At 68.0% G+C, this 14,420-nt stretch carries 18 protein-coding genes and 3 pseudogenes; 16 read left to right on the plus strand and 5 right to left on the minus strand.

Annotated elements, in window-relative coordinates:
• Positions 1-213: 213 nt before the first annotated feature.
• The gene (locus LRS12_RS07270) at positions 214-1,128 is read right to left on the minus strand and encodes a hypothetical protein (RefSeq protein WP_257843977.1); all 915 of its coding nucleotides are present in this window, start codon (positions 1,126-1,128) and stop codon (positions 214-216) included.
• Between LRS12_RS07270 and LRS12_RS07275 the strand changes: the two genes are divergently transcribed.
• The 14 genes and pseudogenes from LRS12_RS07275 (at position 1,109) to LRS12_RS07340 (ending at position 9,006) form a co-directional block, all read left to right on the plus strand.
• Positions 1,109-1,858: a flagellar hook-length control protein FliK gene (locus tag LRS12_RS07275; protein WP_257843978.1), complete on the plus strand. Its 750-nt coding sequence runs from the start codon at positions 1,109-1,111 to the stop codon at positions 1,856-1,858. The two genes, LRS12_RS07270 and LRS12_RS07275, sit on opposite strands and share 20 nt — an antisense overlap.
• 22 nt (positions 1,859-1,880) lie before the next feature.
• Complete coding sequence (gene fliL, locus LRS12_RS07280) at positions 1,881-2,486, plus strand: flagellar basal body-associated protein FliL (protein WP_257843979.1); 606 nt, start codon at positions 1,881-1,883, stop codon at positions 2,484-2,486.
• A 6-nt stretch (positions 2,487-2,492) separates the two neighbouring features.
• Complete coding sequence (locus LRS12_RS07285; RefSeq protein WP_257843980.1) at positions 2,493-3,455, plus strand: flagellar motor switch protein FliM; 963 nt, start codon at positions 2,493-2,495, stop codon at positions 3,453-3,455.
• Entirely contained in the window at positions 3,452-3,742 is a 291-nt protein-coding gene (gene fliN, locus LRS12_RS07290) for a flagellar motor switch protein FliN (protein ID WP_257843981.1), read from the plus strand. Before LRS12_RS07285 ends, fliN begins: the two co-directional genes overlap by 4 nt.
• 9 nt (positions 3,743-3,751) lie before the next feature.
• Complete coding sequence (locus tag LRS12_RS07295) at positions 3,752-4,003, plus strand: flagellar biosynthetic protein FliO (protein WP_257843983.1); 252 nt, start codon at positions 3,752-3,754, stop codon at positions 4,001-4,003.
• Positions 4,000-4,806: a flagellar type III secretion system pore protein FliP gene (gene fliP / locus LRS12_RS07300; RefSeq protein WP_374580517.1), complete on the plus strand. Its 807-nt coding sequence runs from the start codon at positions 4,000-4,002 to the stop codon at positions 4,804-4,806. Before LRS12_RS07295 ends, fliP begins: the two co-directional genes overlap by 4 nt.
• Before the next feature lie 6 nt (positions 4,807-4,812).
• Positions 4,813-5,082, plus strand: a complete 270-nt coding sequence (fliQ, locus tag LRS12_RS07305) for a flagellar biosynthesis protein FliQ (RefSeq protein ID WP_257843985.1) — start codon at positions 4,813-4,815, stop codon at positions 5,080-5,082.
• Positions 5,079-5,207, plus strand: a complete 129-nt coding sequence (locus LRS12_RS07310; RefSeq protein ID WP_257843986.1) for a hypothetical protein — start codon at positions 5,079-5,081, stop codon at positions 5,205-5,207. Before fliQ ends, LRS12_RS07310 begins: the two co-directional genes overlap by 4 nt.
• A 55-nt stretch (positions 5,208-5,262) precedes the next feature.
• A pseudogene (locus tag LRS12_RS07315) lies at positions 5,263-5,640 on the plus strand (flagellar biosynthetic protein FliR); the annotation flags it as partial.
• A gap of 76 nt (positions 5,641-5,716) precedes the next feature.
• Positions 5,717-5,992, plus strand: coding sequence for a flagellar biosynthetic protein FliR (locus tag LRS12_RS07320; RefSeq protein WP_257843987.1), 276 nt, complete (start codon positions 5,717-5,719; stop codon positions 5,990-5,992).
• Positions 5,992-7,134 (plus strand): flagellar biosynthesis protein FlhB, encoded by a 1,143-nt coding sequence (locus LRS12_RS07325; protein WP_257843988.1) that lies wholly within the window; start codon positions 5,992-5,994, stop codon positions 7,132-7,134. Before LRS12_RS07320 ends, LRS12_RS07325 begins: the two co-directional genes overlap by 1 nt.
• Positions 7,135-7,167: 33 nt before the next feature.
• Entirely contained in the window at positions 7,168-8,604 is a 1,437-nt protein-coding gene (gene fliD / locus LRS12_RS07330) for a flagellar filament capping protein FliD (RefSeq protein WP_257843989.1), read from the plus strand.
• A 2-nt stretch (positions 8,605-8,606) separates the two neighbouring features.
• Positions 8,607-8,783, plus strand: a pseudogene (locus tag LRS12_RS07335) (flagellar export chaperone FliS); the annotation flags it as partial.
• A gap of 34 nt (positions 8,784-8,817) precedes the next feature.
• Positions 8,818-9,006: a flagellar protein FliS gene (locus tag LRS12_RS07340; RefSeq protein WP_257843990.1), complete on the plus strand. Its 189-nt coding sequence runs from the start codon at positions 8,818-8,820 to the stop codon at positions 9,004-9,006.
• A 44-nt stretch (positions 9,007-9,050) separates the two neighbouring features.
• Here the strand turns inward: LRS12_RS07340 and LRS12_RS07345 are convergent, their stop codons facing one another.
• Positions 9,051-10,121 (minus strand): CaiB/BaiF CoA-transferase family protein, encoded by a 1,071-nt coding sequence (locus LRS12_RS07345; RefSeq protein WP_257843991.1) that lies wholly within the window; start codon positions 10,119-10,121, stop codon positions 9,051-9,053.
• 70 nt (positions 10,122-10,191) lie between these two features.
• On the opposite strand from LRS12_RS07345, the gene LRS12_RS07350 reads away from it, so the two are divergent.
• Together LRS12_RS07350 and LRS12_RS07355 are read left to right on the plus strand one after the other, a co-directional pair.
• On the plus strand, positions 10,192-10,728 hold the full coding sequence (locus LRS12_RS07350) for an NADPH-dependent FMN reductase (protein ID WP_257843992.1): 537 nt from the start codon (positions 10,192-10,194) through the stop codon (positions 10,726-10,728).
• A 149-nt stretch (positions 10,729-10,877) separates the two neighbouring features.
• Positions 10,878-11,474: a two-component system response regulator gene (locus LRS12_RS07355; protein ID WP_260481579.1), complete on the plus strand. Its 597-nt coding sequence runs from the start codon at positions 10,878-10,880 to the stop codon at positions 11,472-11,474.
• On the opposite strand, the gene LRS12_RS07360 is transcribed toward LRS12_RS07355, so the two are convergent.
• From LRS12_RS07360 to lysA, 3 genes and pseudogenes are all read right to left on the minus strand, one after another.
• On the minus strand, positions 11,452-12,402 hold the full coding sequence (locus tag LRS12_RS07360; RefSeq protein ID WP_257843994.1) for a CorA family divalent cation transporter: 951 nt from the start codon (positions 12,400-12,402) through the stop codon (positions 11,452-11,454). The two genes, LRS12_RS07355 and LRS12_RS07360, sit on opposite strands and share 23 nt — an antisense overlap.
• Entirely contained in the window at positions 12,399-13,154 is a 756-nt protein-coding gene (locus LRS12_RS07365; RefSeq protein WP_257843995.1) for an NAD(P)-dependent oxidoreductase, read from the minus strand. Before LRS12_RS07365 ends, LRS12_RS07360 begins: the two co-directional genes overlap by 4 nt.
• Positions 13,151-14,409, minus strand: a pseudogene (lysA, locus tag LRS12_RS07370) (diaminopimelate decarboxylase). Before lysA ends, LRS12_RS07365 begins: the two are co-directional and overlap by 4 nt.
• Positions 14,410-14,420: the final 11 nt, after the last annotated feature.

The raw sequence follows: 14,420 nt of genomic DNA on the forward strand, positions 1-14,420 counted from the left end.
GGCCCGCTCCCCCACCCGGCCACCCACTAAGTGTACCGTCTGGGTGGCCGGGTGGGGGAGCGGGCTGGAGCCGGAGCCCCAATATGGCTGATAAGCACGCGAAAAAGCTCGACCGACTGCTCCGCGTCCGCACGCTCCAGCTCGACATGGTCCGTGCGGGCGAGGTCGCTGCCCGCGAGAAGGTCGCCGCCGAACAGGCGTTGCGCGCGCGCATCAGAATCGCTGGCGCAGGGCGTCGCGCCGGCCCTGGCACCGCGCCCGGGCAGCGCCACCAGCCTGATCGCTGCGGCCCATTATCGCGAGCGGCTGCACCAGTCGGCCTTTGCCGCCGAGCGTCGCGTCGTCGATGCACAGCGCGGCCTCGATCATGCCCGTTCGGCCACGCAGGAGGCCAAGCGCGACCAGAGCGCGATCGAGAAGCTGATCGAGCGCGCCGAGGCCAATGCCGCTCGCCGCGCAATGCGCGCGCTGGAGGATATGCCGGCCACTTCGAGAAAACGGCACGATCCTTGCTGATCTGCGGGCGAAGGAGTTTCGCCCGACGTGACCGACCTGCTCGCCTCGACCGCCCTTACCCTGTCCCCGCCCGGATTCACGCCGCGTGCGGTGCCCGCCGCCGTGGCGGCAGGCTTCGATCTCACGCTCGCGCTCGACTGCGCGGTGCCGGGTGTCGCGCCGCCGACCGGCAAACCGGTTGCCGGATACGGCAAGGATTTGCCGGTCTCCGCTGACGAGGTGACAGACGGCGACATCGACGACGACGAAGCGCTGCTGGCATGGATGCCCGAAGGATTGATGCCGCTGCCGCTCGATGCGCCGTTGCCCGGGCGGGTCGCGGTCGGGACGCCCAGCGCGCACATTGACGGCCCGATTGCCGATACGGTCGGTACCCCTGCGCAGCCGGTCGAGATCGTCGAGATCGTCGAGACCGCTCCGCTCCCCCGCCGATGTCGCTGGCGTGGCGGAGGGGAATGCGCCCCTATTCCCGCCTGCACCTGCGAACACCGCGCTGGCGGCATCACCAGCTTCCACCCCGCTTCGCACCTGGCGCGATCCGGTTCCGGCCCAGGCCGAGCCGAGCGCCCGGGGCGGGGCCGTCGCGGCGGAGGTGCGGTTCGACCGTGCCACCGCCGCGACGCCCGAGCTTGTCGCGCGCGCCGGTGCGGTCCGCGGGTCGCAGGAAACGGGAATCGCGCCCGCTCCCGCTGCTGCGCAGATCGCGGTCGCGCCCACCCGCGCTTCCGTGTCTGCCGTCGCCCCCGCGCCAATCGCACCGCCTGCGCCGCCGCTGCCATGGACATCACAGCCCGCGCCCGCCGCTCAGGTCTTTGCGGCCGCTCTTGCCGTTCCCCTGGGCGATGCGCTTGATCCCGTCACCCCTGCCGACCCGGTGAGCCCGGAGGTCCAGATGCTGCGTGCCGTCGAACTCCAGCGCACCACCGTTCAGGCACCCGCCCAGGCGGATCAGACCCCGCTCGACCTCAGCCGCGACGACTGGACCGGCAAGATGATCGAGCGGATCGCCGCGCTGCGCGACGGGGTCGAGGCGGCGGACACCCGCATCCGCCTCGCGCCGGAAAATCTCGGCACGGTCGATGTCTCGATCCGTCGCGACGGCGATCGCATCCAGATTCATTTTACTGCCGAAAACCCCGTGACCCGGCAGCTGCTCGCCGAAGCCGCCCCGCGCCTTGCCGAACTCGCCGAAGCGCGCGGGCTGAAGATGGGCCAGTCGAGCGTCGATGGCGGCGGCAGCGAATCGCGCCGCGAACAGCAACCGAATCACCAATCCACACCCGCCCGCCCGGCGACGGCGCGCGCGGACACCGGCAGCGCGTCCGACGCGCGGATCGCCTGAACCATTCTGAGGGGGAACATCCATGAGTGACACCGAAACCGCCGCCGCGCCCGTGAAGAAGAAGGGCGGGATGATGAAATGGCTGATGATCGGAACCGGACTGGTCGTGCTGATCGGCGGCGGCGTCGGCGGCGGACTGTACGCAGCCAATTCCGGGTTGATCGGCGGCGGCGCACAGGCCGAGAGCGCCGATGCCGACACGCCGCGCCTCGTTCCCAAGAGCGAAGAGGTCCGCGCTGCAGCCAAGGAAGGCGAGGAAGGCGGCGAGGGCAAGGGCAAGCCCACCCCCAAGGGCCAGGGCGGCGACAAATTCGCCTCCACCTATTACCAGATGGAGAAGGAATTCACGTCGAACCTGCGCGACAGCGTGCATTTCGTGCAGGTCGGGGTCGCGATCTCGACCCCCTATGACAATCGCGTGATCGAGAATCTGAAGACGCACGAGCTCGCGGTGCGCTCGGCGATCCTGCTCGCGCTCGGCGAAACCAATGAGGACGAGGTCTTCACCGCCGACGGGAAGACCAAGCTGCAAAAGCGCCTGTCCGCCGCAATCAACGCGGTCCTCAAGGAAAAAGAGGGATTTGGGGGGATTGCTAACGTCTATTTTACCAATTTCATCGTTCAGTGAACGGGCATGGTTAACGGCCCTTCAGATCTGACCCCGGATGGGGAAGCGCCCGAGCGGCGCGAGCGTTCACGCGCTGGTGCCGAACACGCGCCTGCCCTGGGGGCCGCGAACCTCAATCCGTTCGGCGACCTGCACGGCGTCCAGCATCTGACCGCGCGGCTGGCCAAGGCATTGAAGCCGGTGTTCGAACCGCTGGTCGGCGAAGGACTGCGCCTGTGGGCCGAGCCGCTGTCGGTGCAGCGCCATGCCGATTACCGCGCCGAGCGGCCCGATGGCCTGACCGCCTGGCTGCCTCTCGCGATGACGCCGGGTCGCGGTCGCGCGCTGATCGCGATTGACGGCAAGCTGAGCTACGAAATGCTCGACCGCTTCTTTGGCGGCGATGGCGAGGCACCGCACCCGATGCCCGCCGATTTCACCGGATCGGCCGAAACCTTGCTCCGCCGCATTGCCGAGAGCATCGCCGCACAGCTGCGCCCGGCCTGGGAACTGCTCGCGGATATCGACTTCGCTTTTGCCCCTGCACACACGCCATTGTCCGTCGCGCCCGAAATCGACGGCGGCGACGCGATGGTCGTCACCCGCATCGGTGTCGCGCACGGCAATGCCAAGCCGCACTGGATCGACATCCTCTACCCGGTCAGCGCGCTCAAGCCGTGGAGCCCGGCGCTTACCGCCAAGGTGATCGGCGGCGAGCCCGAGGTCGAGCCGCACTGGCGCAATGCGCTGACCCGCGCCGCGCTGGGCGTGCGCCTGCCCGTCCGCTCGGTGCTGGCCGAGCCTGTGGTGCCCGCCGCGATGCTGATGTCGCTCAAGCCCGGCGACGTCATTCCGATCAGCTTCGGCCCCGATGTGCCGGTGATGGTCGGTCCGCGCCGCATCGGCAGCGGCACCGTCGGCACCGCCAATGGCCGCGCTGCCATCCGCCTGACCCGTTTCGACACCCCTGAGCTCGAGGACGCACGATGAACGACATGACCGGCAGTTTCGCCGCCGAAACCGCGGCCGCCGCCAATTTCCATCTGCTCCAGGATGTCGGGGTCAAGCTGACCGTCGAGATCGGATCGACCACGTTGACGCTGCGCGAACTGCTCGCTCTCGCCGAAACCAGCGTGATCGAACTCGATCGCGAGGCCGACGAGCTGCTCGACGTGTTCGTCAACGGCACGCTGATCGGGCGGGGCGAGGTGGTGACGGTCGGCGACAAGTTCGGCGTGCGCATGACCGAGCTGGTCGCGCCCGAAAAGCGGGGCTGATCGACCATGATGTGGTCCTACATCCTCAAGCTGGTCGTGCTGTTGCCGCTCGTCTGCGGTCTGCTGATCGGCTGCCTCTATCTCTGGCGCAAGCTCGAGGCGCGGCTGCCCGGCAATCAGGGCGACCGCATGCTGAAGGTCAAGGAGACGATGATGGTCTCGACCGGCACGCGCATCGCGGTGCTTGAGGTCGAGGGCAAGCGTCTGCTCGTCTCGGTCAGCCGCAATGGCGTCACGCTGATCGACCGGATCGACGGATGAGCCCGATGCTGCGTCACCTCGCGCTGCTGCTCGGCGCGCTTGCGCTCGCGCTGTTCGCGGTCGCCCCGGCGTTCGCGCAGGAGGCTGCCGCCGCAGCGCCCACTGCCGCCGCGACTCCCGGAGCGGGCGACGCGATCGACCGCGCGCTCGGCGACCTGGGCGGCGGCGACGCGCCGCTCAGCCTGTCGCTGCAAGTGCTCATCATCATGGGCCTGCTCACGGTGCTGCCGGGCATCCTGCTGATGATGACCAGCTTCACCCGGATCATCATCGTGCTCGCGATCCTGCGTCAGGCGCTGGGGCTGCAGCAGACCCCGCCCAACCAGGTGCTGATCGGCCTGTCGCTGTTCCTGTCCTTCTTCATCATGGCCCCGACGATCGAGGTGATGAACCGCACCGCGATCCAGCCCTATGCCGAGGGACGCATCGGCGCGACGCAGATGATCGAGGAAGCGGGCAAGCCGCTCCACGCCTTCATGCTCAAGCAGACGCGGGTGAAGGACATCACCATGTTCGCCGGCATCGCCAAGACCGGCCCGATCGCCAACCCGCAGGACACGCCTTTCTCGATCCTGCTGCCGGCCTTCGTCACCAGCGAGCTCAAGACCGCGTTTCAGATCGGCTTCCTGATCTTCCTGCCCTTCATCGTCATCGACCTGATCGTCGCCACCGTGCTGATGAGCCTGGGCATGATGATGATGTCGCCGACGATCATCTCGATGCCGTTCAAATTGCTGCTGTTCGTGCTGGTCGATGGCTGGGCGCTGACGATGGGCAGCCTTGCCTCAAGCTTCTCGGGATAGGGACCCATGGACGCAGATTATTTCCTGTCGGTGGCGCGCGAAGCCATGTGGATCCTTGCGCTCGCTTCCGCCCCGATCCTGATCCCGGCGCTGCTGTCGGGCCTGATCCTCGGCATGATCCAGGCGGCGACGTCGATCCAGGAACAGACGCTGACCTTCGTGCCCAAGCTCGCGATCGTCGGGGTCAGCCTCGTCATCTTCGGTGGCATGATCCTGACCCTGCTCGGCGACTTCACCACCACTATTTTCGAACGCATTCCGGACCTTGTGAAATGACCTTCAGCACTCCCGTTCCCGCCGCCCCGCCCCAGCCGCCGCGCCCGTTGCTGCGTCGCCCCGATGTGCGGCGCGACGATCTGTTCCGCACGCGCTGGGCGCCGACCTCGGCCAGCATCCACTGACATGCTCGGCTTCGGCCTCGCGATCGAACCGCAGCTCTGGGCGCTGCTGTTCACGATGGTGCGGGTCGGTGCCGCCTTCCTCGCCGCGCCGGTGTTCGGCGCGGTCGCGGTGCCATTGAACGTTCGCATCCTGCTGACCGCCGCCGTCGCGATCCTGTCGATGCACGCCGCACCGATCACGGTGCCGGGCGAGGTGTTCGTGCTCGAAACCATCCTCGCCGTAATGGCCGAAGCGCTGGTCGGCCTCGCACTGGGCTTCATCCTTCAGATCGCCTTTGCCGCGCCGCTGGTGGCGAGCGAGGTGATCGGCGTGTCGATGGGCCTTAGCTTCGCCACCGCGATCAACCCGCAGACCGGCCAGTCCACCCCGGCGCTCGGCCAGTTTCTGACGGTGCTGCTCACCTTGCTGTTCCTCGCGGTCGACGGCCATCTCGTGCTGGTCGAGTTGATCGTGCGTTCCTACGAATTGCTGCCCCCGGGCGGCGCCTCGGCTCGCGCCGGGCAAGCTGATGAACATCGTGCTGTTCGGCGGCTATGCCTTCCTCGCCGGGCTGCTGCTCGCGCTGCCGGTCGGCTTCCTGCTGCTGTGCCTCAACATCGTCGTGGGCATGCTCTCGCGCTCTGCCCCCGCGCTCAACCTGTTCGCGATCGGCATTCCCGCCAGCCTCGCCATGGGCGTCCTCGCGCTGCTCGCCGGCATGCCGGCGATGGGCGATTACATGCTCGTCATCGTGCGTGAGGCGCTCGACGCCGCGCAGGCGCTGGTGCTCGGGGGGCTCGGCTGATGTCGGAGAGCGCGGGCGAAAAGACCCAAGCACCAACACCCAAGCGCAAGCAAAAAGCGCGCGACGATGGCGACCTGCTCAAGTCGCGCGAGTTTGGTGCCGCGCTGATCATCCTGCTCGGCTGCGGCTGGATGATCCTGATGGGGCCGCAACTTCTGGGTGCGATCCGCGAGGTGATGGCGGCGAGCTTCAGTTTCGGTCGTGCCGATATCGAAAGCTTCCAGCCCTGGAAGCCGCTGGCCACCGCCGGGTGGAAGCTTGCCCCGTCGCTCGGGGCACTGCTCGCCATTGCGCTTGGCGGTGCGGTGCTCAGCCAGGCCGCGCTGGGATCGCTGCGCTTCAACGGCAAGCTGATGGCGCCCAAGGGCAATCGCATCAATCCCGGCTCCGGGCTCAAGCGCATCTTCGGCCCGACCGGCTGGATCGAGCTTGGCAAGTCGCTACTCAAGGTGGTGCTGCTCGGCGGGATGGGCGCGTGGATGCTGTGGGGGGCGGCGCGTCCGACGATGGGTCTGGTGTCGTCCGATCTCGGCACTGCGGTGGGGGTGCTGGGCGACACGTTTGCGACTTTGGTCCTCGTCATGGCGGGCGGGCTGTTGCTGATCGCGGGAGTCGATCTGCCGATCCAGATCTTCCGCCACATGCAGCGGCTCAAGATGAGCCATCAGGAAGTGAAGGACGAATACAAGGAAACCGAAGGCTCGCCCGAGGCCAAGGGCGCGCGTCGCCAGCGCCAGCGTGAGATCGCCAAGGGCGGGATGCGCAAGAGCGTCGCGACGGCGCATGTCGTGCTCACCAACCCGACCCACTTCTCGGTCGCGCTGCGCTACGATCAGGGCAAGGATCAGGTGCCGGTGGTGGTTGCCAAGGGACGCGGCGAGATTGCCCTCGCGATCCGCGAACTGGCCGACGAATTTGCGGTGCCGCGGATCGAACTGCCCCCGCTCGCCCGCGCGCTCTACTTCACCAGCCGCGAGAATCAGGAGATCCGCGACGACCTGTATCTGGCGGTTGCGACGGTACTGGCCTTCGTGTTCGGCCTCGACAAGCGCGCGGGTGGCGCGATGCCGTCGGTCAAGGTGCCGGAAACCGCGCTGTTCGACGAAAATGGCGTGCAGACGGGGCTTAAGGGCGCGCGATGACCGCCGTTTATCGAGGCATGGGGGATCACGGCCATGGCCATTGAATCGATTGCGAAAACGATCGGGACCGGGTCGGGCATCGACACGACCGCGCTCGTCCAGAGCCTGGTCGATGCGCAGTTCGAGCTCAAGAACGCCGCGCTCACCAAGCGCGAGGAGACGCTCACCGCGCAGATCACGGCAGCATCGACCCACAAGAGCAACATCACCGGCTTCGCCACCGCGCTCGCCAGCCTGACGCGCGGCGGCACGCTGGCGACCCAGCCGACCAGCTCGCATCCCAGCATCCTCGGCGTTACCCGCCTCGCGGGCGCTAACCTCGCCAGCCTCAACGCCAAGGTCGAGATACGCCAGCTCGCTGCGCCGCAAAGCGCCGCCAGCGCGCCGGTCGTGAACCGCACCGCCGCGATCGGGCAGGGGACGCTGACCCTCACATTCGGCACCGCGACCGTGGCGGATGGCGCGATGACCGGCTTCACCGCCGGCGCTGCCGCGCCGGTTGCAATCACCATCGGTCCGGAAAATAGCAGCCTCGACGGCATCGCCGCCGCGATCAATGCGGCCAAGGCGGGGATCTCCGCATCGGTCGTCACCGACAGCGGCGGCGCCCGGCTGGTGGTCAAGGGCGCGAGCGGGGAGGCGCGCGCCTTCACCCTCACCGCGACCGAAACGCCGGGTCACACTGGCCTCGCCGCGCTCAATATCGGCATCGGCGCGACCGGCACCACGATCGGCAGCGCGGCGTCCGACGCGATCGTCGCGGTCGACGGCATCGCGTTGCGCCGCGACGGCAACAGTATTTCCGATCTGGTTCCGGGCGTGCGGCTCGATCTGTCCTCCGCCCAGCCGGGGACGATCGTTTCGATCGGGCGGACCACGCCGACCAACGCGCTGCTCCAGGCCGCGCAGGATCTCGTCGCGACCTATAACGAGGTCTTCTCGGCGCTGAACAAGGATCTCGACCCGCTCGACGGCGCATTGCGCGGCGATGCGGCGGCCAAGGCGGTCAAGCGCCAGCTCCAGCAGATTACGATCGCGCAGGTCGCGACCGGCGCTGCGGGCGAGCCGACCACGCTGGCGCAGATCGGCATCCGCACCGAACGCGACGGGACGCTCAGCGTCGACACCGCCGCGCTCAGCCGTGCGCTGGTCGATTATCCGCAGGCGGTCGAGCGGCTGTTCGCCGAACCGGTCGGCACCAACGCCACCGGCAACGGCGTGGCGGGCGCGCTCAACGCCATCGCGACGGCGGCGGCGAGCACGACGCGCGGGCTGGGGGCAAGCGAAGCGGGCTATACCCGCGCCAAGGCCGATCTCGACGAGGACAAGGCGGCGGTGCTCGCCAAGGTCGAAGACACGCGCACCCGCATGACCCGCCAGTTCGCCAGCATGGACGCCAAGGTCGCTGTCTATAAATCGACGATGAGCTTCCTCGAATCGCAGGTCGATGCTTGGAACCGGCAGGATTGATGATGACCCGCCCGATCCGCCTCACCACCAATGCCGCCGCGACCTATCGCAATATCGACGCGGTCGGGCGCACCGCCGCCGCAGACCCGCACCAGTTGGTCGAACTGATGTACAAGGAATGCATCGCTGCGCTCCGCTCCGCGGCTTTCGCAGCCGAAAAGGGCCAGTACCCGGTCAAGAGCGAGCGCATCGCCCGCGCGACCGCGATCCTGTTTGCGCTGGAGGGCGGGCTGGATTTCGAGCGCGGGGGGAGAGGTTTCGCGGACGCTCGCGACGCTTTATCACGGGCTGCGCACCCAGATCGTTCAGTCCAGTATTGGCAACGATCCCACCCCCTTCCGGGCGGTTGCCGACGACCTTGAGGAAATCGCGGGCGCATGGAGCGCCGCGCGCGCGGCGTAGCTCACGCCTTAAACCTTCCCCTGGCGGGGGAGGATTTGGGTGGCTCAATCCACCCAGCGCCCCAGCATTTCCCCCACGCTCGTCACCACCGCCGGACCCGTTGCCGGAGCGCGCGGGGTGAATTGCGGCGCGGTCGGCCCACCGGCCGGACCGCTCGCCAGCGGGCGGCGGGCGAGGGCATGCGGATGGCGCGCAGCTTCGGTCAGGCTCAGCACCGGCGTCACGCACGCCGCCCCGTCGGGGAATTGCGCGACCCATTCGTCGCGCGTCCGGCTGGCGAAGCGGCGGGCGAATTCGCGGGCCATGTGCGGCCATCCCGCGCGGTCGAATTGCGGGATCTTCGATGCCTCCAGCCCCAGCACCGCACAGAGTTCGGCAAAGGCGGACGGCTCGATCGCGCCGACCGCAATATGCCGCTCATCGGCACAGCGATAGGTGCGGTAAAAGGGTGCTCCGCCATCGACCAGGTTCGCCTCGCGCCGGTCGAGCCAGCGCCCGCTTGCCATCAGGCTCTGGGTCAGCCCCATCAGCGTGCCGACCCCGTCCGACGCGGCGGCATCGACGATCCGCCCCTCTCCGCTCGCCTGCGCGCCCAGGATCGCGCTCACCATCCCCAGCGCCAGAAACATGCCGCACCCGGCGTGGTCGCCGATCAGCGTCAGCGGCACCACCGGCTGCTCGGGCGTGCCGATCGCATGGAGGGCACCGGTGAGCGCGAGCACGTTGATATCGCTGCCCGGCCGCTCGGCCATCGGCCCGTCCTGCCCCCATATGCTCGCTCGTCCATAAACCAGTCGCGGGTTACGCATGCGGCATGCATCGGGACCGATTCCAAGCGCCTCGATCGAGCGCGGCGGCATCCCTTCGATCAACCCGTCGGCGCGGTCGATCAGCTCGCGCAGTTCCATCAGCGACGCGGGGTGACGGAAATCCAGCTCCAGCTCGCGTCGCCCGCGATACAGGCCGGGGACGACATGGCTCGCGCTCGCATCTGGCTGGACCACGCGCACCACATCCGCGCCCAGATCGGCGAGCAGCATCGCGGCGAACGGAACCGGCCCGATCGCGTCGATCTCGACGATGCGCACTCCCGCAAGCGGCCCCTTGGTCTGCACCCCACGCTCTCCATTGCTGACCTGCCCGATCAGGGTGGCCCATCGCTCCGGTTTCGGCTAGCCCCACGCCATGAGCAAGCCGCATATCGTCGCCCTTGGTGGAACTTCGCGACCCGAATCCGCCACCGGGCGGGCGCTGGCGCGGTGTCTTGCGATCGCCGAGGAAGCAGGTGCGCGCACGACGCTGCTCACCGGTGAGGCGATAAACTTCCCGCCCTATGAGCTGTGCGATCCGGTGCCCGAGGGCAATGTCGCGCATTTCGTCGATGTGCTGCGCAGCGCCGATGCGCTGATCGTCGGCTCGCCCGGCTATCACGGCACGCTGTCCGGGCTGGTCAAGAACGCGCTCGACCATGTCGAGCTGCTGCGCGGGGATGACCGCGTCTATTTCGACCGGATGCCGGTCGGTATGGTCGCGACCGCGGGCGGCTGGCAAGCAGCGGTGTCGACCATGTCGGCGTTGCGCACCATCGTCCACGCACTGCGCGGCTGGCCGACCCCCTTGGGTGTCGCGATCAACATGGGCGCGCCGGGCGACCCGCTGGGCGAGGCCGATGCGCAGCTGCGCATGATGGTCGATCAGATCCTGTGGTTTTTGAAACGCTGAAGTTTTCGATTGAACGGTACCGGCCCGCTCCCCACCCGGCCACCCAACGCCAGTGTATTCTATGGGTGGCCGGGTGGGGGGAGTGGGCCGGTACCGCAGCCCAGCGCAGCGTTAACAAGATCGTGACGCTCCCGGCATAAGATTGTCGGATGGTGAGCACCACCTATCAGAGAGGCGATTCGCGCCGGCGCGGCACACGCACGATCCTGGTCGTCGATGACAGCCGGACCAATCTGCACGTCATTGGCGGTCGGCTCGGCGCGATGGGCTATATGGTCGTGCTCGCCGATAGCGGGCGTGAAGCGCTCGACCTGATTTCCGGGCGCGGCTTCGACCTTGTCCTGCTGGATATGGTGATGCCCGGCATGTCCGGGCTCGACGTATTGACCGAGATTCGTACCGCCCCTGACACCGCCGATTTGCCGGTCATCATGATCACAGCGCTCAGCGATTCGCGCGGGGCCGTCGAGGCGCTGGCGGCGGGAGCCGACGACCATCTTGCCAAGCCGTTCGACTTTGGCGTGCTTCAGGCACGGATCGAGCGCACGCTGGAGCGCGCCGGCCGGATCGTGGAACTCAAGCGCACCGTTGCCTCGCTCGATGCGCGGATCGCGGCGCGGGCGATCGAACTGGGCGAGACGCGCAGCGAACTCGCTGTTTCTCGTGCCGATCGCGCGCGGCTGCTGGGCTCGATCGACGCGCTCAGTGCCAAAGTGGAATCGCTCAGCGGAACCAGTGCCGCCTGACGAAATACAGGCCGACCCCCGCGGCGATCACCAGACTGAACCCGGTAATGATCCAGAATGATCCCGCATGGTGGGCATAGGGGATGCCGTCCACGTTCATCCCGAACAGACCGGTGATAAAGGTCAGCGGCAGAAAGATCATCGCGACCACGGCAATCAACAGCGATCGCTGGTCGATCACCTCGGCGCGCAGGTCGGTCAGCGCCTCGTGGATCAGCGCCGCGCGCTCGCGGATGCTTTCCAGCTCCTCGGCCATGCGCGCCGCGCGGTCCGCAGCGGCACTGACGTGCAGTCGATCCTCGTCGCTCAACCACGTCACAGGCAACCCCGCCAGCTTCTCCAACGCCGCGCGCTGGGGATAGAGAAAGCGGCGATAGCCGATCGCCCGGCGCCGCACCCGGCTGACGTTGCGGCGCAGGTCGAACGCTGCGCGCGGATCAAGCTGTTCCTCGCACTCGTCGAGCGAATCGCCGAGCTGCGCGACCTCGGGGTCGAGTTGTTCGGTGATTGCCGACGCCAGCGTCGCGATCAGGTCGCCTGCGTCGCTGATCCGCCCCGCCTCCATCGCCGCGCGTGCCGTGTCGAGGACGTCCAGTGGCAGTCGGGTGACCGAAATCACGCGCGCACCGTCAGCGCGCAGCCGAATCGAAGCGAGCGGATCGCTGCTCGCCATCTCTTCATGGGTCATCCCGCGCAAATTGAGCACCGCCGCCCCGTCAATCTGTTCGCAGCGCGGGCGGGTCTCCAGCGCGGTGAGCGCGTCGATCGTGAAATGGTCGAGCGCCGCATGATCGCGCAGCCAAGCCTGCACCTCCTCATCGCGCGAGGTCAGGTGGATCCAGACAAACTCCGCCGCGCACTCGAGCGCGTTGCGCGGGGTGATCTCCTCCACGGCGTCGGCCGTCACGCGATAGGCAAATCCGCTCATCGCGCGGTTGAAACATCGACGGTGAGGCCGGGCAAGCCCCTTGGCGGGACATCGCACGCGATCCGCTCGGCATCGGCGCGCGCGCGGTCGAGGATCGCGGCGGGCACATCGGGTCGATGCGTGACGCGATCGGCCTGCGCCAGCCAGCGCGCCTGACGCAGCGTGAGGTCGTCGGGGTCGGGGGAGGTGAGCACGATGCGCTCGATCCGGTCGCCGGGCGTATAAGGTGACGCCAGCCAGCGCGCGACGGCATCACCATTCTGAGCCTGCAACGGATCGAGCGGCCCGGCCAGCGCCGCGCCCAATGCCCGCCGCCGCGCCCCGCCATCGGGCCAGCGCGCGCGCATCGCGTCGCGCGCTGCCGCCAACGCATCTGCCAGCGCGCCCAGCGACGCCGGGATCAACGGCTCGATCCGCTGGCGCAACGCTGCGGCCAGCCCCGCCGACGCGCCGCCGGTGCCGATCGCGATCGTCACCGGATCGCGCTCGATGATCGCGGGCAAAGTGAAGTCGCACAGATCCGGCCGGTCCGCGACATTGACCAGCAGCCCACGCGCCTTCAAGCGCGCCACCACCGGCTCGGGATCGTCGCACGCGACCAGCGCGACCTGCGCCGCACCGTCCTCGCCGACCATCACCGCGCCCGCGCGTTCGAGCAACCGGCGCTTGGCCTCCGCCGTCGCGCCGTCGCCCACAAGAATCACCGGCCGCCCGTCCAGCCGCAGAAAGACGGGCAGGCCGGAGCGTTTCACCGCACCCACTCGGGGACGCGCTCGGCCCCCATGATCGTTTCGGGCTGGATGCGGTCGGCCACGATTGCAAACTTGTCCCCCGACACCAGCACCTCGGGCACCAGCGCGCGGCTGTTGTACGTCGACGCCATCGTCGCACCATAGGCACCGGCGGTGCGGAACACGCCGAGGTCGCCCGACTTCACCAGATCGATCTCACGCCCCATCGCGAACGTGTCGCCGGTCTCGCACACCGGCCCCGCGATATTGGCGACGAACTTTCGCCCGTCGGTTCGACCGCCTCGAACGCATGATAGGCGTCGTAGAGGGCGGGGCGCGCCAGATCGTTCATCGCCGCATCGACGATGACATAGGGGTTGATGCTCGCCGGCTTGACCCAGATGACCTCGGTCACCAGCACCCCGGCATTGCCGCAGATGAAGCGGCCCGGTTCGAACATTAGCGTCACGTCCCAGTCGGCGGTGACGCGCTTGACCATCGCGCCGAATTCCTCGGCCGACGACACCTTGTCGCCTGGCTCATAGGGGACGCCCAGCCCGCCGCCGAGGTCGACATGGGTGATCATGTGCCCGGCCGCGCGCAATTCCGCGACCAGCTCGCCGACGCGCTTATACGCGGCTTCCAGCGGCGCGAGCGTCTTGAGCTGGCTGCCGATATGGATCGCCACGCCGCGCAGGTTCATGCCCGGACGCTTGGCCAGCCGGTCGAAGATCGCAAGCGCGCGGTCGATCGCAACGCCGAACTTGTTCTCCGCCTTGCCGGTCGAGATCTTGGCGTGCGTCCCCGCATCGACATCGGGGTTCACGCGCAGCACTGCCGGCGCGGTCTTGCCCTGTGCGTGCGCGAGGTCGGCGAGCACCTCGCCCTCCTCTTCCAGCTCCAGGTTGAACTGGCCGATCCCTTCGTCCAGCCCCAGTTGCAGCTCGGCGCGGGTCTTGCCGACGCCCGAAAATACGATGTCCTCGGGCTTCATCCCGGCCGCCAGCGCGCGCTTGAGCTCGCCGCCCGACACCACGTCGGCACCATAGCCCTGCTTCGCCAGCACGCCGAGCACGGCGAGGTTCGGGTTGGCCTTGATCGCGAATGCGATATGCACGCGCGGCAGATCGGACAGCGCAGCCTTCAGAACCTGCGCATGCCGCTCCAGCGTCGCGGTCGAATAGACGTAAAAGGGCGTGCCGACCTGCGCCGCGATGGCGGGAATGGCGACGTCCTCGGCGTGCAGCACGCCGTTCTTGCGGTTGAAATGGTCCATGAAATCGATCT

It is taken from the genome of Sphingomonas sp. J344, from assembly GCF_024700005.1.
Taxonomy (GTDB): domain Bacteria; phylum Pseudomonadota; class Alphaproteobacteria; order Sphingomonadales; family Sphingomonadaceae; genus Sphingomonas.

What these genes read in the sequence shown, in the direction of transcription:
- fliL (WP_257843979.1), top strand. Translation starts at nt 1,881, where the DNA reads ATGAGTGACACCGAAACCGCCGCCGCGCCCGTGAAGAAGAAGGGCGGG.
- LRS12_RS07285 (WP_257843980.1), top strand. Translation starts at nt 2,493, where the DNA reads ATGGTTAACGGCCCTTCAGATCTGACCCCGGATGGGGAAGCGCCCGAG.
- fliN (WP_257843981.1), top strand. Translation starts at nt 3,452, where the DNA reads ATGAACGACATGACCGGCAGTTTCGCCGCCGAAACCGCGGCCGCCGCC.
- LRS12_RS07295 (WP_257843983.1), top strand. Translation starts at nt 3,752, where the DNA reads ATGTGGTCCTACATCCTCAAGCTGGTCGTGCTGTTGCCGCTCGTCTGC.
- fliP (WP_374580517.1), top strand. Translation starts at nt 4,000, where the DNA reads ATGAGCCCGATGCTGCGTCACCTCGCGCTGCTGCTCGGCGCGCTTGCG.
- fliQ (WP_257843985.1), top strand. Translation starts at nt 4,813, where the DNA reads ATGGACGCAGATTATTTCCTGTCGGTGGCGCGCGAAGCCATGTGGATC.
- LRS12_RS07310 (WP_257843986.1), top strand. Translation starts at nt 5,079, where the DNA reads ATGACCTTCAGCACTCCCGTTCCCGCCGCCCCGCCCCAGCCGCCGCGC.
- LRS12_RS07320 (WP_257843987.1), top strand. Translation starts at nt 5,717, where the DNA reads ATGAACATCGTGCTGTTCGGCGGCTATGCCTTCCTCGCCGGGCTGCTG.
- LRS12_RS07325 (WP_257843988.1), top strand. Translation starts at nt 5,992, where the DNA reads ATGTCGGAGAGCGCGGGCGAAAAGACCCAAGCACCAACACCCAAGCGC.
- fliD (WP_257843989.1), top strand. Translation starts at nt 7,168, where the DNA reads ATGGCCATTGAATCGATTGCGAAAACGATCGGGACCGGGTCGGGCATC.
- LRS12_RS07350 (WP_257843992.1), top strand. Translation starts at nt 10,192, where the DNA reads ATGAGCAAGCCGCATATCGTCGCCCTTGGTGGAACTTCGCGACCCGAA.
- LRS12_RS07355 (WP_260481579.1), top strand. Translation starts at nt 10,878, where the DNA reads ATGGTGAGCACCACCTATCAGAGAGGCGATTCGCGCCGGCGCGGCACA.
- LRS12_RS07360 (WP_257843994.1), bottom strand. Translation starts at nt 12,402, where the DNA reads ATGAGCGGATTTGCCTATCGCGTGACGGCCGACGCCGTGGAGGAGATC.